This is a genomic window from Streptomyces sp. AA4 (genome assembly GCF_000158875.1).
Taxonomy (GTDB): Bacteria; Actinomycetota; Actinomycetes; order Mycobacteriales; family Pseudonocardiaceae; genus Amycolatopsis.
Genome location: NZ_GG657746.1, coordinates 7,483,885 through 7,506,364, shown reverse-complemented (window position 1 = coordinate 7,506,364; position 22,480 = coordinate 7,483,885). Strand labels below are relative to the sequence as shown.

20 protein-coding genes are annotated in these 22,480 nt (G+C 68.5%); 6 read left to right on the top strand and 14 right to left on the bottom strand.

The features are described 5' to 3' along the window. The first annotated feature begins 1 nt into the window (after position 1). Positions 2-781: an oxygenase MpaB family protein gene (locus SSMG_RS34120; protein WP_037715758.1), complete on the top strand. Its 780-nt coding sequence runs from the start codon at positions 2-4 to the stop codon at positions 779-781. A 40-nt stretch (positions 782-821) separates the two neighbouring features. Then, positions 822-1,787 (top strand): DNA polymerase domain-containing protein, encoded by a 966-nt coding sequence (locus SSMG_RS34115; protein WP_037715755.1) that lies wholly within the window; start codon positions 822-824, stop codon positions 1,785-1,787. Here SSMG_RS34115 and SSMG_RS34110 read toward each other — a convergent pair. From SSMG_RS34110 to SSMG_RS34100, 3 genes are read right to left on the bottom strand one after another with little or no spacing between them, the layout of a single operon-like run. Next, positions 1,770-2,498 carry a class I SAM-dependent methyltransferase gene (locus tag SSMG_RS34110; RefSeq protein WP_199786064.1) on the bottom strand — a complete coding sequence of 243 codons (729 nt, stop codon included), beginning with the start codon at positions 2,496-2,498 and terminating at the stop codon, positions 1,770-1,772. The two genes, SSMG_RS34115 and SSMG_RS34110, sit on opposite strands and share 18 nt — an antisense overlap. A 5-nt stretch (positions 2,499-2,503) precedes the next feature. Then, entirely contained in the window at positions 2,504-2,902 is a 399-nt protein-coding gene (locus SSMG_RS34105; protein ID WP_009083705.1) for a 6-carboxytetrahydropterin synthase, read from the bottom strand. Between the two features lie 11 nt (positions 2,903-2,913). Further along, positions 2,914-3,888, bottom strand: a complete 975-nt coding sequence (locus SSMG_RS34100) for a zinc-binding alcohol dehydrogenase (protein ID WP_009083703.1) — start codon at positions 3,886-3,888, stop codon at positions 2,914-2,916. Between the two features lie 33 nt (positions 3,889-3,921). On the opposite strand from SSMG_RS34100, the gene SSMG_RS34095 reads away from it, so the two are divergent. Beyond that, positions 3,922-4,638: a CDP-alcohol phosphatidyltransferase family protein gene (locus SSMG_RS34095; protein ID WP_050788346.1), complete on the top strand. Its 717-nt coding sequence runs from the start codon at positions 3,922-3,924 to the stop codon at positions 4,636-4,638. Positions 4,639-5,035: 397 nt separating this feature from the next. On the opposite strand, the gene SSMG_RS34090 is transcribed toward SSMG_RS34095, so the two are convergent. The 11 genes from SSMG_RS34090 to SSMG_RS34040 form a co-directional block, all read right to left on the bottom strand. Then, complete coding sequence (locus SSMG_RS34090; RefSeq protein WP_009083698.1) at positions 5,036-5,431, bottom strand: VOC family protein; 396 nt, start codon at positions 5,429-5,431, stop codon at positions 5,036-5,038. A gap of 59 nt (positions 5,432-5,490) precedes the next feature. Then, positions 5,491-6,219 carry a cyclopropane-fatty-acyl-phospholipid synthase family protein gene (locus SSMG_RS34085; RefSeq protein WP_037715753.1) on the bottom strand — a complete coding sequence of 243 codons (729 nt, stop codon included), beginning with the start codon at positions 6,217-6,219 and terminating at the stop codon, positions 5,491-5,493. Between the two features lie 42 nt (positions 6,220-6,261). Then, positions 6,262-6,876: a TetR family transcriptional regulator gene (locus SSMG_RS34080; protein ID WP_199786063.1), complete on the bottom strand. Its 615-nt coding sequence runs from the start codon at positions 6,874-6,876 to the stop codon at positions 6,262-6,264. 10 nt (positions 6,877-6,886) lie between these two features. Beyond that, complete coding sequence (locus tag SSMG_RS34075) at positions 6,887-8,089, bottom strand: NAD(P)/FAD-dependent oxidoreductase (RefSeq protein WP_037715748.1); 1,203 nt, start codon at positions 8,087-8,089, stop codon at positions 6,887-6,889. Further along, a complete protein-coding gene (locus tag SSMG_RS34070) occupies positions 8,086-8,277 on the bottom strand; it encodes a ferredoxin (RefSeq protein WP_009083686.1) in 192 nt (63 codons plus the stop codon). Before SSMG_RS34070 ends, SSMG_RS34075 begins: the two co-directional genes overlap by 4 nt. Beyond that, the gene (locus SSMG_RS34065; protein ID WP_009083684.1) at positions 8,277-9,677 is read right to left on the bottom strand and encodes a fatty acid desaturase; all 1,401 of its coding nucleotides are present in this window, start codon (positions 9,675-9,677) and stop codon (positions 8,277-8,279) included. The genes SSMG_RS34070 and SSMG_RS34065 overlap by 1 nt, the downstream gene beginning before the upstream one ends. Before the next feature lie 126 nt (positions 9,678-9,803). Further along, on the bottom strand, positions 9,804-13,856 hold the full coding sequence (locus SSMG_RS34060; protein ID WP_009083682.1) for a TIGR02680 family protein: 4,053 nt from the start codon (positions 13,854-13,856) through the stop codon (positions 9,804-9,806). After that, complete coding sequence (locus tag SSMG_RS34055) at positions 13,853-15,094, bottom strand: TIGR02678 family protein (RefSeq protein WP_009083681.1); 1,242 nt, start codon at positions 15,092-15,094, stop codon at positions 13,853-13,855. Before SSMG_RS34055 ends, SSMG_RS34060 begins: the two co-directional genes overlap by 4 nt. After that, positions 15,091-16,629 carry a TIGR02677 family protein gene (locus tag SSMG_RS34050; RefSeq protein ID WP_009083679.1) on the bottom strand — a complete coding sequence of 513 codons (1,539 nt, stop codon included), beginning with the start codon at positions 16,627-16,629 and terminating at the stop codon, positions 15,091-15,093. Before SSMG_RS34050 ends, SSMG_RS34055 begins: the two co-directional genes overlap by 4 nt. Before the next feature lie 50 nt (positions 16,630-16,679). Then, positions 16,680-17,900 carry a TIGR02679 family protein gene (locus SSMG_RS34045; RefSeq protein ID WP_199786062.1) on the bottom strand — a complete coding sequence of 407 codons (1,221 nt, stop codon included), beginning with the start codon at positions 17,898-17,900 and terminating at the stop codon, positions 16,680-16,682. A gap of 55 nt (positions 17,901-17,955) precedes the next feature. Continuing rightward, positions 17,956-18,828 (bottom strand): LysR family transcriptional regulator, encoded by an 873-nt coding sequence (locus SSMG_RS34040; protein ID WP_037718459.1) that lies wholly within the window; start codon positions 18,826-18,828, stop codon positions 17,956-17,958. A 129-nt stretch (positions 18,829-18,957) separates the two neighbouring features. Between SSMG_RS34040 and SSMG_RS34035 the strand changes: the two genes are divergently transcribed. The 3 genes from SSMG_RS34035 to SSMG_RS34025 are packed head-to-tail and all read left to right on the top strand — an operon-like array spanning position 18,958 to position 22,477. Beyond that, on the top strand, positions 18,958-20,124 hold the full coding sequence (locus SSMG_RS34035; RefSeq protein ID WP_009083672.1) for a CaiB/BaiF CoA-transferase family protein: 1,167 nt from the start codon (positions 18,958-18,960) through the stop codon (positions 20,122-20,124). Positions 20,125-20,127: 3 nt separating this feature from the next. Next, a complete protein-coding gene (locus SSMG_RS34030) occupies positions 20,128-21,300 on the top strand; it encodes an acyl-CoA dehydrogenase family protein (RefSeq protein ID WP_009083671.1) in 1,173 nt (390 codons plus the stop codon). A 13-nt stretch (positions 21,301-21,313) separates the two neighbouring features. Then, positions 21,314-22,477 (top strand): acyl-CoA dehydrogenase family protein, encoded by a 1,164-nt coding sequence (locus tag SSMG_RS34025; protein WP_009083669.1) that lies wholly within the window; start codon positions 21,314-21,316, stop codon positions 22,475-22,477. The last annotated feature ends 3 nt before the right edge of the window (positions 22,478-22,480 follow it).

Genomic DNA, 22,480 nt, shown 5'->3' with positions numbered 1-22,480 from the left:
GATGCTCCAGGACGGCGTGCTCGGCGTCAGCCTGCTCGCGGGCGGCGCGAACGTGATCATGCAGCTGGGCCGGCCCGAGGTCGGATACGGCGTGCTGGAAAGCCGGGTCGATTCGGGGAATCTCTTCAAGCATCCGCTGAAACGGACTCGCACCACCGTCACCTATCTCGCGGTCGCCGTGCTGGGCACCGACGCGGATCGCGCGGCGTACCGGCGGGCGGTGAACGCGGTGCACGCGCAGGTGGTCTCGACCGACGCGAGTCCGGTCCGGTACCGCGCCTTCGATCGCGAACTGCAACTGTGGGTCGCCGCCTGTCTGGCCCATGGCGTCGAGGACGTGCATCGCGCGTTTCTCGGGCGGCCCGCTCCGGAATCCTGGTATGCCGAGGCCGCGGTGCTGGGCACGACGCTGCAGGTGCGTCCCGAAGACTGGCCGGAGGACTTCGCCGCGTACTGGGCGGAAGGGCTGGCCCGAGTGGACATCGACGACCGGCTCCGCGAATACCTCACCGCTATCGCGAATCTGGAGTTCCTGCCCCGGCCGTTCTCGTTTCTTTTCGGACGGTTCCACCGCTTCGTGACGACGGGGTTCCTGCCGGAGGTGTTCCGAGAGCAGATGCGGCTGCCGTGGTCGGCGGCGGACCAGCGCCGGTTCGATCGGCTGATGCGCGGGATCGGCCGAATGGTCGAACCGCTTCCGCTGCGGGTGCGGCGGTTTCCCTATGACGCGTGCCTCGCGGACTTCCGGCGGCGGGTGCGGAAAGGGAAACCGCTCGTCTAAGCGGTTGACCGGAATGCGCTGGTCGGCAAGGGTTGACGGTATGGCCAAAGCGGATGAGGTGCGCGAAGGGGTTTCCCTGACCAACCTCGACCAGGAGCTGTTCGTCGACGCCGGGGTGACGAAACGCGACCTCGTCGACTACTTCGACGCCGTGTCGGACCGGTTGCTGCCGGTGCTGCGCGACCGTCCGCTGTCGGTGATGCGGGTGCTGCGCGGGCAGGACGCGTTCATGCAGAAGAACCTGCCGAAGTACACGCCGGAGTGGGTGCCGCGGGCGAAACTGTGGGCGGAGAGTTCACAGCGGACAGTCACCTATGGTCTGTGCAACGACCGCCGGACGCTGCTGTGGTTCGGCAATCAGCGCGCGGTCGAACTGCATCCCGCGCTGACCCGGGTGGAGCCGGTCGGCCAGACCGATCTGATCATGGACCTCGACCCGCCGGAGGGAGCGGACTTCCACGTCGCGGTCGAGGCGGCTCGGCTGGTGCGGCAGGCCTTGGCCGACGCCGGGCTCGCCGGTGCGTTGAAAACCAGCGGGTCCAAGGGCGTGCACGTGTTCGTGCCGCTGGTTCCCGGTCTGTCCTTTGAGGACGTCGCGGCGGCGACCCGGGCGGTCGGCGCGCGGGCGGAGCGGATCGATCCGCAGCTGGCGACCACTGCGTTCATTCGGGAAGACCGGCACGGCAAGGTCTTTCTCGATTCGACCCGCGCGGGCGGGGCGACCGTGGCGGCCGCGTACAGCCCGCGGATCCGGCCGGGCGCGCCGGTGTCGTTCCCGGTGCGCTGGGCGGACGCGGACCACGTCAAACCGGCGGATTTCACCGTGAAGACCGCGGTAGGACTGTTGGGCAGCGCGGATCCGTGGGCGGAGGAATTGCCGGAACCACAGGAACTTCCGGCGGATCTCGTGGCTGAGGGGCATACGATCCCGGTCGCCCGGGTCGCGGCGATGCACGAGGGCAAACGCCGGGCCCGGGCCCGCCGGGAATCAGGGGAGAGCGAGTAAATCCCGGTGGTGCACGGTGACTTCGGCGATCTGCCGATCCTCCGGCACGGCCAGGTCTGGCTGTTGTTCTCGTGCCGCGGCAACGAATCCGCGGTACCAGGTGTCGATGAGTTCGCGGTGCTCCGGATCGAGCCGCCATGGTGCCGGTCTGGTGTGGACAGTCCAGCCGTGCTTGGTGAACTCCGCTTCGGTGAACGCGGCGGCTTCTGGGCCTAACTTTCCGTCTCGGCGTTGGTGGTCGTTGAACGCGGCATTGAGTGCTTCGTCCACCGCGTCTGCTGGCGTAAGTTGAGCCGAGCCGGTCACCGACAAAGTGAACAGCGCTGGGCTTTGTGCGTCCACACAGGACTGTACTAAGCGCTGGATCTCCTCCTTGGTAAGGAGATCCAGCAAGGCGGAAGCTGTCACCAACGAAGTTCCGGTCAGGTTGAGACGGGTCACGTCAGCTTGTTCCGTCTCCACGCTCAGCCCCGGCGGAAGGCTGCGCGCGGCGATCTCCAGCAGGCGCGGGTCCTGGTCGTGCAGGATCCACCGCTGCGGTTTCGGCAGGCGACCGCTCAGCCAGCGCCCCATCGCCCCGGTGCCGCAGCCGAGATCCCGGATGACCGCCGGACTGGCCGGGAGCAGGGCGACCAGGTCGGCCGCCCGCGCCGCGGTGTCGGCGGGTTCCCGGAGCCGCAACCATTCCGGTGCGTATCCGGAAGAGTCCACAGTGGTCACAAGAAACGCTCGTATCCGGCCGACGCGGCGTGGGATTCGTGCAGGGTCACCGAAATCTGCGCCAGCCCGCGGGCGTTCTCGCCGAGTTCCCCGGCGTGGATCCGGTCCGCGAGCCGGTCGGCGATCACCTTGGCGAGGTATTCCGTCGACGTGTTGATCCCCGCGAAATCGGGTTCGTCGTCGAGGTTCCGGTAGTTCAGGTCCGCGAGCACCGCGCCGAGCTGCTGAGTGGCGAGCCCGATGTCGACGACGATGTTGTCCGAGTCCAATTCGGACCGCCGGAACGTCGCGTCGACCACGAACGTCGCGCCGTGCAAGCGCTGCGCCGGGCCGAAAACCTCGCCGCGGAAACTGTGGGCGACCATGATGTGATCGCGCACGGTGACACTGAACAACGCGTTCTCCTTTACGGGTAGGTGATCCGGTGAGCCAGTCCGGGCAGGGTTCCGTCCGCTAGCCGGGCCGCGACGTCCGGCAGTTCGGCGAAGGTGGATTCGCTGGTGATCAGCGCGTCGAACGCCGGGTCCGCGAGCAGCCGCAACGCCAGCGCCATCCGGTCGCCGTAACCGCGCCGCGCCGCGCGGGCCGGCGAGACGGTGCCGACCTGGCTGCCGCGCACGGTGAGCCGTCGCGAGTGGAAGTTCTCGCCGAGCGGCACCGACACCTGGCGGTCGCCGTACCAGCTCAGCTCGACCACCGTGCCCTCGCGACCGAGGAGTTCGAGCGAGCGCGCTAGCCCGGCGTCGGTCGCGCTGGCGTGCACCACGAGGTCGAGGTCGCCGGTCGCGGTCTCCGGCGTGGCGTACCGGATGCCGAACGCCTCCGCGACCGCCGCGCGGTCCGGATCGGGGTCGACGAGCTGGACGTCCACGCCGGGAAACCGGGACAGCAGCCGCGCGACGCTGCACCCGACCATCCCCGCCCCGACCACCGCGATCCGGTCACCGACCAGCGGTGCCGCGTCCCAGAGCGCGTTCACCGCGGTCTCGACAGTCCCGGCGAGCACCGCGCGCGCCGCGGGGACATCGTCCGGCACCACCGTGACCGCCGACGCGGGCACGACGTACTCGGTCTGATGTGGATAGAGGCAGAACACCGTGCGGCCGGTCAGCTCCGGCGGTCCGGAAAGGACCTCGCCGACGTTCAGGTAGCCGTACTTGACCGGCCACGGAAAGTCGCCCTCCTGATACGGCGCGCGCATGACGTCGTGCTGGCTCTCCGGTACTCCGCCGCGCAAGACCAGGCTTTCCGTGCCTCGGCTCATCGCCGAAAATCGCGTTTGGACCAGCACTTCGTCGGCCTGCGGAGCAGCCACCTCGGCCGATCGGAGCTCCCCTCCCTCGGTCGAAGTGAACCAGAAGGCCTGCGCCGCCCGTGTCAAGGTTGTCCTCCGTTGCTGCCGGATCGAGGAGAAATGGCTGTCTCCACCTGTACACGAACCCCGGCCGAGCTGGGTTCAACCGTCGTCCAGCAGGCCCCCGCGCTGCTGGCGCAACTCGCCCTGCTCACCCTGCTGACCGTGACGACCGGCCTCGGCCTCGCCGGATGGGCGGTCGGCGTGGCCTACCTGCTCGGCCTGCTGGTGCTGCTCACCCAGGGCGCCTGGCGGATCCGGGTGTACCGGCTGGGCCCGGCCGATCAGGTGACCCTCGCCCGAGCGGCCCTGATCGGCACCGTGACCGCCCTGGTCGCCGACCGCCTCGGCGGGCACCCGCCGCTGCCGTTGATCATCCCGATCGCCGCGGTCGCCCTGGCCCTGGACGCCGTCGACGGCTACGTCGCCCGCCGCACCGGAACCGTCTCCGCGCTGGGCGCCCGCTTCGACATGGAAGCGGACGCCTTCCTGATCCTGGTGCTGAGCGTCCTGGTCACCCCGACCGTCGGCCCGTGGGTCCTGGCGATCGGCCTGATGCGCTACGCGTTCGTCGCCGCGGCCCGGCTGTGGCCGTGGCTGCGTGCCCCGCTACGCCCCAGCCGGGCCCGGAAAGCGGTGGCGGCGCTGCAGGGAATCGCCCTGACGGCCGCCGCGGCAGGAGCCGCACCGGTGCTCCTGGCGGGACTCGCGGTGACGACGCTGAGCTGGTCTTTCGGGCGGGACGTGTGGTGGCTGTACCGGAACCGTGCCGCCTAGTTCTCGCGAATTCTCCTGCGGCGATTCTTCTGTCCGCGGGGTTTCGGTATCGGAAACCGTGGTTGGAGACTGCTGTGGCTCTTGATTCCGCAGTACGACAAAGGGCCAGCCGTTTGCCTGCGCAGCGTGACTACTGCAGGTGAAACGGCTGGCCCCGGGATGTGGTATCGGCCCCCCTCAGGCTGATTGCCAACCTCCCAATGCCCACCATAGCGGGGTCTGAATGCGTCCGCTTAACCCGTCCGGGGCTCACCCGTCCGTATTCCTGTTCGCGGTATCTGTCGCTTAGTCAATAGTGGCGGAAATTGCGGTCGAGCTGCGGATCCGAGCTAGATTCGCGATCGCAAAAAGAAACCGTACGCGTATCTCGCTGGCCATCGCCACAGCCGAGAAATGCTCAGCCCTTGGCGCTCAACTGCCATGAAACACCCCACCGGTCGTTCACCCAGGCGAACGGCCCGAAGCCGTAGTCGTCCAGCGGCATCAGGGTTCCGCCGCCCTCGCCGAGGGCTTCGTAGACGCGCTTGAGCTCGTCGGTCGAGTCGACGGTGACGAACAGCGACGTCGACGGAGTGAAATCGAAGCCGTGCTGGACGAAGCTGTCGCTGCACCGCACTCGCTGCCCGGCGACGGTGAACTCGGCCATCACGATCGTTCCCTCCGGGCCGGGGCCGCCGGCGCCGTAGCGCTCCTCGGACAGCACGGTGTCCCCGGGGAACAGCGAGGTGTAGAAGGCCATCGCTTCGGCGGCGTCGCGCTTCTGGAACATCAGGAACGGCACGAGGTCGGTCATCGGACTGCCCTTTCGCAGGTTGGCGTCGGGTCCGAACGTCGCATTGACAAGAAGTTTTGTCAAGCGCGCAGCACGACGCAGGCGAAGCCGAACGAGTCGCGGTAATCGCGGAGCCATTCGTCGCGGTGGGTGGCCGCGGCGGCGAGGGCTTCGGCTTGGTCTGGGTCTTCCGGGTGGTCCAGGGCCCATTCGGTGAGGCTGCCGGTCCACGACCATTCGTACGCGTCCAGTTCGCCGCGGGTGCTCGTATGGCCGTGGGCCGGGGTCCAGCCGGCGGAAATCACCTGGGCGAGGAGTTCCGGCAGGGTGGGCAGGTCGCCGAAGATCTCGAGGGCGGCCGGGGTGGGCTCGGCTTCCCAGTAGGCGTCGCCGAGCAGGGCGCGGCCGCCGGGGCGGACGTGGGCGCGCAGTGCGGCGAGGGTGTCGGACAAGCCGCCGAAGGCGTGGGTCGAGCCGATGCACAGGACGGTGTCGAACTCGGCCGCGGCGGGGAATTCGGTGGCGGATTGCTGGTGGAGGGTCAGGCGGTCGGCGACGCCTCGCTCGATGGCGGCGGAGCGGGCGCGGGAGAGAGCGAACTCCGAGGTGTCGACGCCGACGGCGCGGAGTTCCGGGTACGCGTCGAGGGCGCGGATGAGCCATTCGGCACCGCCGCAGCCCAGGTCTAGGACAACCGCGTCCTCGCGCGGCAGGCTGCGGTCGAGCAGGCGCTGGACCTCGTCGTCGCTGACCGGGGCCGCGATGGGGTGCCGGGTGTGGGCGAGGGCGGAAAGTCGTTCACGGTTCACGCGCGGCAGGCTGACACGCGCGCCCGGAACCGCGCATCTCGTTTACGAGCGGGCGCGCATCGAGGCCGACGGGGCGGTGCCGAGCACGCGCGTGGCGACCCAGGCCAGGCCGTCGGCGGTTTCGGCGGGCGTGCCCGACGGTTGCATGACGTGGCTCAGCACGGTGCGCACGACCAAGTCCATGACCACAGTGAGCTGGCGGTCGTCGAGCGGCGGTGCGTAGTCGAGGACTCGCTCGCGCAGGACGGCTTTCGCTTCGGTGAGCAGGGTGCCGGCGCGGGTGGTCAGCAGCGGCAGGAACTCGGTGTCGGTCCCGTGGGTCGCGGAGGCGATGGCGCGCAGCAGGATGTTGTCGTCGGCCAGTTCGAGCACCGCGCGGACGGCGTCGTAGATCGCCTCGACGAGATCGTCCGGATGGCGGTCGAAGGCGGTGCTCACGACGGCGAGGAACCGGCGCAGCTCGTGCGAGATCATCGCCTCGGCGAGCGCGGTTTTCGACCCGATCTCGTTGTAGACGGTCTGCCTGCTCACCCCGACCAGGTCGGCCAGCCGCGCCATGGTGACCGCGGACCAGCCGGATTTCGCGGTGAGTTCGATGGCGGCGGTGATGATGGGCTGCCGGTACTGGCCGCCCGCGGGCACCGGAAGCACGCTCATAGCGGTCATTCTAGGCGGCCGTTTCCAGCGCGAAGGCCACTGCCTCGGACCATGGCGCTCGCGCGGCGATCCGCTTGCGGTACTTCATGATGTCGCGCGGCCGGTCGATGGTGAAGGCGCCGACGAGCCGATCGCCGCGCCGGTACAGCGCGGTGAAGCCGTGTTCGGCCGGGACCGCGACGACGACCTCGTCCGCCCGCGGCGTACCGACGAACTGGATGCGGTGCGAGTACCAATCGGACCAGAAGTACGGCACGGCGCTGAACACCCGTGCGCTCGCGGGGTCCAGCGCGTGCCGGGCCGCGGCCGCACCCTGCTCGGCCGCGTTCGTCCAATGCTCCAGGCGCATCAGCTCGTCGTCGAAAAGCGCGTTCGCCACGTGCGCGACGTCGCCGGCCGCGTAGACGCCGTGTGCCGCGGCGAGGGTGCCGTCGCAGATGACGCCGCCGTCGCGTTCGTGCAGCAGGAGTCCGCTGTCGCGCAGCCAGCCGGTGGCCGGGACCGCGCCGATTCCCGCGACGACGAGGTCGGCGGGGAGGACCTCGCCGGTGGACAGCCGGACGCCGGTCACCGCGCCGTCTTTTTCCACGAAACCGGTGACCCGGGTGCCCAGCCGGAGATCGGTGCCCGCCGCGCGATGCAGATCCGCGCAGACCTCGCCGACCTCGGGGCCGATCGCGCGCACCAAAGGCGTGTCCAGTGTTTCCACAATGGACACCGGCAGGCCGCGTTTGCGCGCGGCGGAAGCGACTTCCGAGCCGATGAACCCGGCACCGATCACGACTGTCCGCGCACCACTGTCCAATGCGGACCGAATCGCGATGGCATCGTCCGCGGTGCGCAGTGAATGAATCCCGGAAATCCCCTCGGTGCCGGGGAGAACGCGGGCGGCGGCTCCGGTGGCGATGACCGCGGCGTCGTAGCGGACGGTCGTGTCGCCGGTGTGGATCTCCCGGGCGATCGGGTCGAGTCCGGTGGCGGGAGTGCCCAGCCGAAGGTCGACGTCGAGTTCGCGCAGGTCGTCCGCGCTGAGAAACGGTTCCACCGCAGCCGGTCCGTCCGCCGCGAGGAAGGCCTTCGACAGCGGCGGCCGATCGTAGGGCAGATGCTCCTCGGCACCGAGCAATACGATCCGGCCGTCGTATCCGGTCCGCCGCGCCGATTCGACCGCGCGCAGGCCCGCCAGCGACGCGCCGACTACCGCGAGTGTCATGACACCAGCTTCAGCGCGAGCACCGGGCAGGCGTCGACCGCCGCGGCGAGGTCGGTCCGGTGTTCTTCGCCGGGGCTTTCGTCGAGCACGACGACCGTGCCCTCGTCGCCCACCTCGAAGAAGTCCGGGGCCATCGCTTCGCACATGCCGAGGCCGTCGCATTTGTTCAAATCCGCTTCGATCCGCATCACACACTCATCCTTCCGGGAGCAACGAAGTCGACCTTTTCCCTTACGCCGCAGTCAGGGCAGCACCAACTGTCCGGAATGGACGACCACGGCGTACCGGCCGGGAAGCCCTCTCGCGGATCGCCGCGCTGCTCGTCGTAGACGTAGCCGCAGCCGGGGCACATCCCGCCCTCGCTGGCGTCGCCGCGCACGTCGTCCAGCACGGCCACCGGAGCTGGAGCGGAAGTGCCATACCGGGCAAGGATTTTCTCCCGCTTCGACGGCTGGATGTTCGCCCGGCTGAGGTCGCCGTCGAAGTGGTTCAGCACGCGCTGGTCCATGACCCGGCGCCACAGCGGCGGGAACAGGGCAAGCACGATCATCCCGGCGTATCCGGTCGGCAGCACCGGAGATTCCGCGAAATCACGCAAGGTCTGGTAGCGGCGCGTCGGGTTGGCGTGGTGATCGCTGTGCCGCTGCAGGTGATACAGCAGGACGTTGGTCGCGATGTTGTTGGAATTCCAGCTGTGGCTGGGATCCACGCGCTCGTACCGGCGGCGCTCCGGCGGCCCGACCTTCTTCCGCAGCATCCCGTAGTGCTCCATGTAGTTCACGACTTCCAGCAGGGAGAACCCGATCACCGCCTGGATCGCCAGGTACGGCAGGATTCCGACGCCGAGCCACGCGACCATCGCGATCCACAGCACCGCGGACATGAGCCACGCGTTGAGCACGTCGTTGCCGATCCGGAACGGATGCTTGTTCCGGCGCGCGTAGCGCTTGCGCTCCAGCCCCCATGCGGATTTCAGCGAACCGAACACCGTGCGCGGCCAGAACCGGTAGAAGCTCTCGCCGACGCGGCTCGACGCCGGATCCTCCGGAGTCGCCACGCGCACGTGGTGCCCGCGGTTGTGCTCGATGTAGAAGTGCCCGTAGAAGCTTTGCGCCAGCGCGATCTTCGACAGCCAGCGCTCGTGGCTTTCCTTCTTGTGGCCGAGTTCGTGCGCGGTGTTGATGCCGATCCCGCCGATGCAGCCGATCGAGATCGCGAGGCCGATCTTGTCCACAACGGACAGGTCGCCGCGCGCGATCAGCCAGAACGCGAAGACGAACCCGACGTACTGGATCGGCAGGAACAGGTAGGTGATCCACCGGTAGTAGCGGTCCTGTTCGAGCCGTTCGATCACGTCGTCCGGCGGATTGCTCCGGTCGAGGCCGGCGACCAGGTCGATCGCGGGCACGATCGCCAGGATCACGATCGGCCCGATCCAGAACCAGACGCCCCAGCCGGTCGCCGCGTGCAGGCCGATCGCGAGGAACGCCAGCGATGGCACGACCAGTCCGATCAGCCACAGATAGCGCTTTTTGTCGGTCCAGCGTTCGGTCGACCCCAGCGGCACTGTGCCGGTCATCTCGCTCATCGCGCCCTCCTCCGTTGGCTGGCTTTACATTAAGGTAAGACATGTACATCGAAATTGACAAGATGAGATGAAATGTAAAGTCAACCCGACCGAGTGAACCCGCGGGGCGGGGCAGATCGGCTGTGGTTACTCCCCGTCTAGCGAGAGAAGCTGATGACCATCCCAGGTGAAGCGGGCAGTGGTGACCGCGTCGTCGCCGTCAGCGCCGGTGATGAGCTGATGGATCCCGATCCCGCTGAGTTCTGCGTAAACGCACCACTCGTGGTCGGACGTGAGCATGAGATCCAGGTCCAAGGCGGACAGGAGGGCGAACACCTGGCCGCGGTTCGTCGTGTCGACGCCGACGAAGACTTCGTCGAGCAGGATGATCCGAGGCGCCTCCGGCACGGCCTGATAGTGCGCGGCGACGGCGGCGAAGAGCGGCAGATGAAGCGCGATGGCCTTCTCTCCGCCGGACAGCGCGCCGTGCAGTTTCCGGGTCAGCAGTTGCCAGCCCTCGCCGTTGGCCCGGTCGACCTTCACCACGAACCGGTGCCACGCGGTGTAGTCGAAGACCTTGGCCAGTTGCTGTTCCCAACCGGTGGCGGTGTCGTCGGCTTTGGCCTCCTCGATCCGGTCGCGGAAGAACTGGTGCAGGGACTCCCGATCGGCGGCGGTCAGCCGGGCCGGATCCTTCAGCAGGAGATCGCGGGCCGCCTTCGTGCCGGGCGGCAGGTCGGCGGCGACCTGCCAGACCAGCCGGACCGCGACCTTCGACGCGGTGCGCACCTGCTCCAGCCGGCTGTTCATGTTCTCGACCAGCTCGTTCGCCTGGCGGATCCGCGCGGCCAGGTGCCGTCGGGTATCGCCGGTGAGGGTCTGGTCGAAGAGTTCCCGCTCCCGTTCGGTGATCTCGCGGCGGCTTTCCTCGGCCTCTTCGCGCAGGATCTTCAGCAGTTCGGCCGCTCCGACCCGGATGCCGTCCACCACGGCGGTGAAGATCTGCACGTCCTCGTCTGTTTCGAGGTCGAGGTCGGCGCGGGTTTGGAGAACGTCGCGACACGTGTGCATGGACTCGGACAGCCGGTGCAGCGCGTCGCCGATGTTGCTCGGAGAGTGCGGGACGCTCGGCCACGTCGCGGCTACCAGCCGCGCGGCATCCAGTGCGGCGCGGACGCCGTCGCTCGAGCCGAGGACGGTTTCGAATTGCTCAAGGTCGTCGAGGCCGCTGTCGGCGGGGAACGCCCCGGACGCCAGTCTCCGGAACCGGAGCGCCGCAGCATCGCGGTCACCCACTGCTTTCTCGTGTTCGACCGCGTCCGTCTCCCGGCGGTTGTTCCACTTCCCGACCTCGACCGCCAACTCGGTATGCCGGTTTTGCGTGGAATTCCGCGTGGCTTCGAGTTCGTCAAGGCGTCTGCCGATTTTCTCGATCTTGGCCGCGACCTCGCGGTACTCGACGCCGGCAGTGCTGTCTACCGCCTCGAGGGTCGCCGCCAGCTCCGAGTACTCCTCCTCGGCTTTCTCGGCTTCTTCTGCCCGTTGACGGGCATCGTCCGCGGACCGGCTGGCCTGCGCGGCCAAGGAGCCGAGCACTTGCCGTGCTGCGCGCAGTCCGTCGTGGCTTGCCAGCCAGTTTTCGCAGACGGCGTGGAACTCGCGGGTGGCCGCGGCAAGATTCGCCAGCGCGGACCGTTCGGAAGGCATCCCGTATTCGGCGGCACAAGCGGTCAACGTGCGCAGGGCATCGGCGACCTCGCGTTCACGCTTGCCTACCCGTTCGATGCGCTCGCGCACGAGCCGATCGGCAGCGGCGAGTCCGATCTCCGCCCGGTCGAGCTGCCTGGCGGCAGCGTTGAGGTCAGTATGCGGAGGCAGGCTTGCTCGCTCGTCGCGTACTGTTCCCCTGCGCACGGCGAGTGCGGACAGTTCCGCATCGGCGTCGGCGATTTCCGCGTCCAGCAAGAGAATTTCGTTCCGCAGCTCTTCGATTCGCGCCTCGCGGGCGCGTCGCCGGGCAGCCGCGCCGATGTAGGCCGGGCGCTCCTTGTGCCAGCTGCCGGTGAGGTTTCCGAGCCGCCACGACCCGTCGGCACCGATCGCGGCTGGGCCTTCGGCAGGCAGCACGTCGCCGAAACCCACGGAAGAGAGCAGCCTGCGCACCGCGGAAGGAGCGACCTCGCCGTCGGGCTCGGGCGAAAGGACGTCCGCGAGCGAACGTCCTTTCGCCGCGGGCAGGGCCTCTGGGGCGGCGAAGACATCGTGGCCTTGCACCTCTCCACGCGAACCGACCCAAGCGTCCAGCAGTCCCGCGCCTTCGAGGGCGGCTTCGATTCCGGCGCGGTCGTCCTCCGAACTCGCGACGGAGAAGTCGACAAGCCGCCACAACGGGGCACCGGCCATCCGCGTCCGGTCAGCGGTACGGGTCGGCGGCGCGAGCGGGGGAAGGTCTTTCTCGGACTGGAGCCGGGCGACCTCGGTGACACAGTCATCCCGTCGCTGCCGCAGTTCAGCCACCAGCGCTTCGCGGGACGCTTCCTGCCGGGTGATGTCCTCCAACGCCGCGTTGACCGCCTGCTCCACCTCGGCGTTCAACGCCCGCTCTGGTTCGAGAAGGTCCAGCAGCAGATCTGGCTCCGGAAACGCCAGCTCGTGACAGGCCTGTGCCCAGGCGAGCACATCGGTCCGCAGCTGTTCCAGCGCGACGGCTCGCTGCTCAGCGGCAAGATCCAGTTCTTCCTTCGCCGCGGAGAACGCCGTTCGCGCTTGCTCCAGTTCCTCTTCTGCCTGGCCCCGCCGGTCGATCGCGCGCTCGTGGCCGCCCAGCGCCTCGTCTACTGCCCGCAGTTGTTCCTCCCGGCTTTGCCCAGCGGCGCGCAGCAACGGCCGGGCCGCGGCCGGGTCGCCGCCGTCCAGCTGAGCCGCGATCTCGCCGTGCACGCTGGGCATTCCGGCCCGTACGGCGGCCTGCCGGGTCTCGCTTACCAGGTTTCGTACGTGCTCCGTCCGGTGGCGAACGTCTTGCTCCGCACTGCTCCGGGCGCGCTCGTCCTGCTCCGCCGCTGCTTTTCTCCGGCGGGACTCGGTCAGCAACCGTTCCGCCCGGGATTTGGCATCGGCGGTTCGCCTGCGAAGAAGTTCCAGTTCTGAACCGCGCTGGTACGCCTCGCTCTCGAGCAACCCGTTCCGGTGCGCCGACGAGGTGCGGATCTGCTTGGCCAGTTCGTCGATCTGCTGCTCGGCGGTTTCCTTTTCCCGCGTCGCGGTTTCGTACCGGACCGCCGACTCGCGCGCCGTCGAGGCCCGCTTCTCCGTCTCGGTGGTGGCTGAGATCAGCGTGCCCGCGCCGGCGCGCAGCACTCGCTGGGCATACGTCCGCTGCCGGGCAGCCAGAGTGCGGGTCGATGCGACCAGCTCCTCCAGTCCTTTCAGCCGTTCGTGGTGCTTGTCCAGCCTTTCGAAGCCCTCGGCGAGGTCGGCGATTTCCTGTTGGCCCAGTGGAGGGAGTGCCTTGGACAGCAGATCGGACAGCAGGCTCGGGTCCAGCCGCTGCGACAGCTTCGGCATGCGCAACTGGAGCAACGCGAGGATCAACGCGTCGAACCGCTGTTCGCTCAGCCCCGGGAAAAGCGTGGTGCGGACTTCGGCCCGGTAGTCGGTTGCGTTCCCGTAGAGCGTGCCGTCGGAGCCGAGTCGTTGTTCGAGTGCCTGCCGGGTCAGCGGCTGACCGGAATCGTTGACCAGGCTGATGCCGCCGGAAACCCCGATCCGCTGCGAGGTCGTGAAGTAGTCCGGGTGGACGGTGGTCGTGCGGGAGCTGGCCTGAAGCCGTGCGCCGCAGGTGAACCACCGCTCGGGGGTTCCCGGGTAACGGAATTCCAGCCAGACGTATCCGACCCGGGTCACTCCGGACGCGCCCTCGCCCATGAGGTTCCAGTGCATCGTGCGCTCGCCGGTGCCGAACGTGGACAACCTGTTCGCGCGCAGGCTGGCGTCGAAGAGGAACGGCAGCAGCAGCTCGAGAGCTTTCGACTTGCCGCTGCCGTTCGGGCCCCGGAGCAGGAGCCTGCCGTGGTGGAATTCGAAGATCTCGTCGTAATACCGCCAGACGTTCAGGATCCCGGCGCGAGCCGGTTGCCAGCGGTACGCCTGGCGCGAAAACGCGTCCTCGGCATGCCGGGGGAGTTCAGTGACCGTCATCCTGACGCTCCTTCGGAGTCAGCGGTCCGGGCTTCGCGGACGGTGTAGCGAGCGGCGGCGGGAAGCGGCCGGACGATTCCGGAAGAGAGCTGGGCCAACCCGAATGCCATCAGCACCTCGATCGCGTCGGCGGCCAGCCGGGCGGCGCCGTCCGTACCGCGATATCCCTCGGCCCATCGGGGAAAGCGGATGAGCAGTTCGGCCGCTTGGATCCGCAACTGCTCGACAGTGACCGGACCAGTGAGGGTTTCCAGCAAGAGGAGCGCGCCCACCTTCGCATTGCCCGCGTCGTCCGGGAACCGGGAATCCGTCGCGACGCTCTCGACGTCTACCAGCAGCACGCCCTCCGCGCGCTCTTCCAAAACGAAGCCGCCTTGTCCAGCCGCACGGCGGAGCAGTTGCCGTCCGGTAGGCGAGGCGAGATAAGCGCGTTCAGCATCACTGAGGTCTTCGAAGTAGAGCACGGGGTCATCGACCAGCCGACGGAAAACTGAGTGCCGGAGCCACAGGTTGCGCTGCACCTCCGATTGCCCGGGGCGGTCGCTGTGCGCACTCGTTTCGCCGTACCGACGTTCGCGGGAAACCGCGGCGAGGAGTTCCTCGAAGCGGAGCGCCACTTCGTCAAGCGGAACTGCGAGACGGGAAGGCCCGACCGGCGCGGACAGCAGTCGCAGCAGCAGCGTGCCGTCGATCTGGTACAGCACCTTGGCCTCGGTCGATTCGACGAATGTCTCGGTCGAGCCGTCGACCGCGTCGAGCACGCCGTAGTGCTCCAAGATCCGGAGGACATCGACCAATGCCCGGCGTTCTTCGCGGCTGGCGGTGTCCAGTGTCGTGATCGCTTCGTCCGCGGCGGTGGCTTGAACCACTCGTTTCGCGAGCAGCCCGATGGTGGTCACCGGTGTTGCGAGCAGCTCCGCCGCGGTAACGCACAACAGCACATACCGGCGCCGGTCGAACGGAGCTTTGCCGGAGCGGAGCCTCCGCAGCGGGCGACGCGGATCCTCGGCTGCCCGCACCTTGGCCAGACGTGCGTAACCGAGCCTCGGCTCGACCGTTAATGCCCATCCGCAGTAGTAGTCGAACCATTTCCGGATCGGTTCGCCGCGTCGTCGGATCAAGTCGAACGCGTCCGGCTTGGCGCGTTCGGTGATCAGCGGGGTGGCGAGGAGCTGGCGGATTCCCAGCGCTACCTCCTCGCGTTCGGCCGCGGCCAGTTGATTCGCCAGCTGGCTCATGACGCGCCTCCGCTCGCCCTGCGGGCCTGGCGGACACCGCCGGTGCGGATCTCGACCTCGTAGTCGGGGCCGTGGAAGAGTCCGCGAGGGGTGGAAAGCCTCGCTACGGCTCCGTCGGCGGGTGGGCGGAGCAGAATCTCGATCCGGCCGTCGGACGTCGTGCTCTGCCGGACACCGCCTCGGCCCGGCGCGATTCCGAGTGCCCGGCCGAGCAGATCGAGCAATCGTTCGAACACGGCGTGGTCGAGCCTGCCGAAGGCGGATAGACGGACCGGCCCGCCGGTGTCGAGCAGGTCCCAGGCGGCCTCCAGTTCGGCTCGTTCGGCACGGGCCTGCTCGGCTCTCGCGGCCTTGATCGCGGCGACGTCTCGGACCTTGCCGGTACGGCTGAACCGTTCGGTCTTTCCCGAAGTGCGGAGCAAAGGGGAGACCTCGACCGGGGGAGCGTCTTCCCACGACGTGGTCGAGCTGGTCAGCTCAGGATCGGGATGGGCGAGATGTGCGTGCCGCGCCGAACTGAGCCCGAATACGGTCGACCACAACCGGTGCAGATCGCCCTGGGCGGGGACGACGGCGAACCACCTCGCCAGTTCCCGGAAATCGGCCGCGGCGCTGCTGGCCCGCCGCCGCGACTCGGTGATCCGGTCGAGGACCTGCAGCAGCGTGACGATCGCGCGCCGGGCGACGACATGCAGTTGTTCGACTCGGGGCTGCGCTGCGTCGGAGGGCAGGAACCAGGCTCGCAAACCGTCCCAGCGAGCCCGGCGATGCGCCAGCCACTCGGGACCCGGATCGGCGCCGGAGAGCCGCGGGAGGTCCGCCCCGACCAGCGCGCGCTGGTGCATCAGCCCGACTCCGCGGTCCTCGACCTGCTGGATCCGGACGCCGATCGTGTGTTTCCGCTGCTCCAGGTCGGCCAGGAATTCCTCGAGATAAGCCACCGTGGAGGCCTTCACCTCGTGGAAAGTGGCGAGGGTGGTTCCTTCCGAACGCAGCAGCCGCTGCAGTTCGCCGTTGAACTGCTTGGTGTTCGCGCGCAGTGCTTCGAGGTGGCTTTCCAGCTCGGTCAGGGCGGTGAAGACCCGGCGGTCCGAACCGGCGTCCAGTTCTCGCGCCAGATCGGCGAGCCTGTCGGCGATCGCGTCGAGGACCGCTGTTTGCAGTGCTCCGGCGGACGCGAGCAGGCTCATCGCGTGCACGACGCCGGCGAACGCGGCTTCGCCTTGCCTGGTCAGGGAGTACTGCAGGTTGCGCCGCTCGTACTCGGCGGCTGACCGGTAGTTCTCCGAATGGTTCTGGGCTATGTCGACGAGCCGCCACGCGTGGAGTTGATCAAGTGCACGACGGAGCTCCTCGTCTTCGAGCGCGTCGAGCCAGCCGACCGCGCGCAGACGGGCCCGGACGTCGTCCAGTCCGAGGGAAGTCTCCAGTCGCTCGTTCGCCTCCCCGAAGGCGTGCAGCACCGACACGTAGAGTCCGGCCAGGTCTCCGCTGGTGAAGCGGAACATCTCAGGCGGGACACGGATCGGGTCCATGCGTCCTCCTGCAATCGTCACCGGCCACGGTACGGGAGGGCACCGACAATTCACCCGCTCGGAAGCGTTGTCCCTTGCTCGGTGATCTCGTCGAGAAGGCTGTCGGCAACGCGTTCTTCCGGCACCGTTTTTCCTTGCTCCGCCAAGTGAACCGCCAGCTCCGGGTCCCAGGGAACTGGCGTGACCCTTCCGGCCGCGGGTCCGTCGGCGACTGCGGCGAGGTAGTCGGCACTGGTCATCCGCCACGGCTTCGCGCCGGTTCGGGCTACGACATTCGCGGCGATTCGCAGGCCGTCTCCGTCAAAATCGCCGTGGTAATACAGATTCGTTCCGATCTGCGTTAACCGCTTCAGCAAGGCGACCCCGGCACTGCTCGGCCAGCCGGATGTGCAGACCAGCGGAGGGCAGGAGCTGCCGAAGCGAGCCAGCGCGAGGGCGAGGACGCTGGGATTCTCGAACACCCAGACCGTGCTCGGCGCGGATGCCAGCTTGCTCCCGCGGAGCTGCTGCAAGGTCAAGACCGCTGCCGTTCCCGCGGCGCGGCACACCTGGAGGATCCGGCCGACGACGTGGTCGCCGGGGAGCTGGAGCCCGGCCGTGAGCACGGTCGACGACAGTTCGTCGTCGGCGACGCCTGCTCGCTCCCACAACGCGCGCCGTTCGGGCGCATTCGTCGGAGGTGCCACGTCGTAGATCGCGGTCAGCGCTTTGAGGACGAGATTCGCGGTGCGGGCGCCGTCGTCCAGCGCATGAGTCGCACCGAGCGCGGAATCGGCGAATACCGGCAGCGGCACCCCCGTGGCCGGCAGTTCGGACAGCACGCGCAGCGCCCGTTCGAGTTCGAGCCGGGTGCGTTCGATCGAACCCTCGATCAGGCCGGCCCGGCGAATGCTCGCCGTCCAGGAACGCAACGCCGGTTGTGCGGCGACCACGGGATGCACGTCCAGCCAGTGCCACAGACTGGCGCGGGCTTCAGCGGCCTTCCGGCGATCCTCTGCGCGGTTGCCGACCGGCCCGACCAGCCGTGTGACGACTTCGCGCGCGTCGACGCCGGCGACCTCGCGAAGAGCGGCGTCCAGCTGGGCCAGGGTGATGCTGGTGTACTGGCCGGGAAACTGAGCCAGACCGAGAAGATCGGCGACAGCCGTCTGCTGTTCGGTGTCGAGCGGGCCGACTCGGACCCGGCTGACGGGGAGCCCGGACGAGAGCCTGGCGTGCACCGCTTGCCATAAGGGGGCCAGGGCTGAGGGAAGACGGTGGATGGGGTCCACTGCGGCGAGTGTAGGGGTCGTGAGTGGCGATGCCGGTTCTAACCGGCCTCAACACTCACGACACCCGGGCGTGCCGCAGCACCTCGACCACCGGATCCAGCCGGGTGTCGGCGGTGCGCCGGAGCAGGAACGTGGTCAGCGTGGCGACCAGATCGTCGATCGGCAGGACCGCGCATTCGTTCGGGTCCAGTGCCAGCGCGGTCGCGGATTCGACCGGTGCGAGGGTGAAGCTTTTGGTGCTGCGCAAGAAGATCAACAGTCCGCTGACGTCGGAGAACTGCGCTTCCGGATCGACCAGCACGCCCTTGGCGGCGAGCTGCTCGGCGCGCCGGGAGCCGAGATCCCAATGCCGCGGCCCCTGCAGATACTGGAATCCGCGCAGGTCGGCCAGGGTGAGCGAGGTGCGGCCGGGGAACCGCGACGCGTCCACCACGGCGCCGAGCGGTTCGCGGTACAGGACGATGGTGGACAGCCGGTCGTCGGAAGTGCCCAGATGCGACACGGCGAGGTCGATCGAGCTGCTGAGCAGGGCCGATTCCATCTCGAGCGACGGCATCTGCCGCAGGGTGAACCGGTAGGAGCCGTCGAGCGCGCGGATCGATTCGCTGAGCTGGCGGCGGTGCGCGGGGTTGAGCACGTCGGGGATGGCGAGCCGGACGTCCGCGCGCTGGTCGCGGGTGCGCATCCGGGCCGGAATGGCATCGAAGCCCGAAACGACCGATTCGGCGAGCGGCAGCAGTGCTTCGCCCGCCTCGGACAACCGGGTGTGGTGGGTGGAGCGGTCGAACAGCGGTTCCCCCAGCTCGCGTTCGAGGTCGCGAATGCGCTGGCTGAGCGGCGGCACGGACATGTTCAACGACCGCGCCGCACGGGTGAAGTTCAGCTCGCGCGCGACCGCGAGGAAGTACCGCAGGTGGTGAATCTCCACGCTGAGCAGCGTACCCACGGTGTTATCAGCGTGGTCATACCGATCTGATGCACTCGGTCATTCCGTTCTGGTGAGCAAGCGCTTAGCGTCAGTGGTGAAGCAAAGATCGTCAACGGGAGGACCGCGAAGATGGATGCCACCGGACCGCTTTCCGGGGTTAAGGTGCTCGACCTGTCGTCCGCGGTGATGGGCCCGTACGCCACGCAGATCCTCGGCGACTTCGGCGCCGACGTGATCCGGGTCGAACCGCTGCGCGACGTCGCCCGGCATTCGCCGGCCAACACCGGCCGCACGCCCGGGATGGCCCCGCTGTACATGCAGGTCAACCAGAACAAACGCAGCATCGAACTCGACCTCAAGGACCCCGCCGGCCGCGAAGACCTCTTCGCCCTGCTCGCCGACGCCGACGTCCTCGTCACCAACATGCGCGCCGCCGCACTCGACCGGCTCGGCCTCGGCTACGAGCAGCTGCGCGACCGCTTCCCCCGCCTCGTCTACGCCCACGCGCAAGGCTTCGCGCCCGGCTCGTCGCGCGCCAACCGGCCCGCCTACGACGAGGTCATCCAGGCCACGTCCGGCCTGGTCAGCCTGCAGGACCGGGCGGGCGGCACGCTGCAGTTCGTCCCGACCTTCATCGCCGACAAGACCGCCGCGCTGTACCTGCTGAACGGCGTGCTCGCCGCGCTCTTCGACCAGCAGCGCACCGGCAAGGGCCAGCAGGTCGAACTGGCGATGGCCGACGCGATGATCGCGGTCAACCTCGTCGAGCACCTGGCGGGCGACGTCTTCATTCCGGCCGCCGGCGACGTCGGCAACCCGCTTTCGCTCAGCGACACGCACGCGGCCATGCGCACGGCCGACGGCGGCGCGATCGCCGCGGTGCCCTACACCAACGACGCTGTGCGCACGCTGCTGATCGGGGCCGGCCTCGAAGACGCCGCGGCCGATCCGGCCTGGGATTCCCCGGTGATCGACCGGGAGGTTTTCACCGCGGGGGTGGAGAAGGTGCTCGCCAACTCCACGAACCGCACCACCGCGGAGTGGGAGGAGTACCTGACCGCCCACGACGTTCCGTACGCGGTCGTCGTCGACATCGCCGACCTGCCGACCGACCCGTACGTTCAGGAAGTCGGACTGATCACCGAGCGGGAACATCCGACCGAGGGCACGATCCGCGTCGTGGAGAGCCCGCTGCATTTCTCGCGGACCCCGGCCGGGTTCCGCAGGCACGCCGAACGCGCTGGCGCGAGCACCGCCGAAGTTGTCGGAGCCGTACGCACCACTGAAGGGGTTTGATCGATGGATCTCGAACTGTCTCAAGAGGACCTCGCGTTCCGCGACGGATTGCGGGAGGTGTTCCTCGGCGCGATTCCGGAGGAAATCCGCAAGCGCAGCGCGCTCGGCCTGATCACGCGGGACGACATCGTCACGAGCCAGCGGATCTTGAACGAGCACGGCTTGGCGGTCCCGCACTGGCCGGTCGAATGGGGCGGTCGCGATTGGACTCCGACCCAGTCCCACATCTACGCCTCCGAACTGCAGCGCAACGCGGTGCCGCAGCCGCTCGCCTTCAACGCGAGCATGGTCGGCCCGATCATCGCCGAATTCGGCAGCGAGGAACAGAAGAAGAAGTTCCTTCCCGCCACGGCGAACCTGGACATCTGGTGGTCGCAGGGCTTCTCCGAGCCGGAGGCCGGTTCGGACCTGGCCGGACTGCGCACCACGGCGAAGCGCGACGGCGACCACTACGTCCTCAACGGACAGAAGACCTGGACCACGCTCGGCCAGTACGGCGACTGGATGTTCGTGCTCGCGCGGACCAACCCGGACGCGCCGCGCAAGCAGCAGGGCCTGTCCTTCCTGCTGCTGGACCTCAACACGCCGGGCATCGAGCGCCGTCCGATCAAGCTGGTCGACGGGTCCGCCGAGGTCAACGAGTTCTTCTTCGACAACGTGGTGATCCCGGCGGAGAACCTGGTCGGCGAGGAGAACAAGGGCTGGACGTACGCGAAGTTCCTGCTCGGCAACGAGCGCAACGGCATCGCGCAGGTCGGCACCGGTCAGCGGATTTTCGCCGACCTCGCAGCCGCGGCCGCGGAACTGCCCACTGAGGACGGTCGGCTCGCCGACGACGCGGAATTCCGCGCCGCCATGCACGCCGCGAAGACCACGCTGCTCGCGCTGGAGGCGACCCAGATGCGGGTCACCGCCGCTTCGGAAAACGGCCAGCCGAGCCCGGTGTCGTCGCTGCTCAAGATGGAGGGCACGCAGGCCCTGCAGGCGCTCACGAAGCTGCGCATGCGCGCGGCCGGTTCCGACGGCATGCTGCTGGACACCGAATCGCCGGTGAAGGCCGACGAGGCCGCGGTGGTGGCCGCGGCGCAGTACCTGAACCAGCGGAAGCTGTCGATTTTCGGCGGCTCCAACGAAATCCAGCGCGGCGTCATCGCGAAGACGATCCTCGGTCTGTAAGGGACGGCGACTCATGAACCTCGAATTCAACGAAGACCAGAAGCTGCTGTTCGAGACCGTCGACACGGCGGTCGGCCGCGGCTACCCGGCAGGCGGCCGCGCGGCCGCGACGAGCAGCGAACTCGGCTGGAACGACCAGGTCTGGAGCACGCTCGGCGAGCTGGGTCTCGCCGGTCTCCCGATCTCCGCCGACCACGACGGCGCGGGCGCGGGCCCGGTCGAGGTCTACGCGACGCTAGAGGCGATGGGCAAGCACGCGGCGGCCGAACCGCTGCTCGACGGCGTGTTCCTGCCGTCGTGGATCATCGCCGAGCTGGGGACCGACGAGCAGGTCAAGGAGCTGCTGCCGCTGCTCGCCGGCGGGGGCACGACGATCGCGGTCGCGCACGCCGAGCCGGGACGTCCGTGGGGCCTCGCGCCTTCGGTGTCGGCGGCCGGTTCCGCGCTTTCCGGCGTGAAGTCGCCGGTGCGCAACGCAGATCAGGCTGACAAGCTCCTGGTCACCGCGGTCGACGAGAACGGCCGCACCGGGGTGTACCTGGTCGAGGCGACCGCGGAGGGCATCACTCGCGTCGACGGCCGGGCCGCGGACTGGGGTCACACGTCGCAGGTCGAATTCGCTGGCACGCCGGCGGTTCTGCTCGGCGCCGCCGACGCCGACGTGCCGGCCGCGTTGCGTCGCGCGTTCTCCCGGGCGCGGGTCGCGGTGACCGGCGAGGCGATCGGCCTGATGGAGACCGGGCTTGCGATGACGGTCGAATACCTCAAGACCCGCAAGCAGTTCGGCGTTCCGCTGGCGGCGTTCCAGGCGCTCGTGCACCGTGCCGCCGACCTGTACGCGAAGGTCGAGCTGGCTCGTTCGCTGGCGCTGTGGGCCACCGCGACGGTCGAGGCGTACGACAACGGTGCGTCCACAGTGGACCTCGAGGCCGCGGCCGACGACGCGTTCGTGTTCGTGTGCGACGCGGCGACCGCGACCGCCGAGGAAATCGTCCAGCTGCACGGCGGCATCGGAATGACTTACGAATCGGAGGTCGCGCACCACGCGGCGCGCCTCATCGCCATTACGGAGAGTTACGGCGGAGTGAGCGCGGCCCGGCGCCGCGCGCTAGCGTCGGACGCGTTGCTGACGCCGCCGAGCGCGCTGCTCAACAACGCGGACGCGGTCACCGCCTGAGAA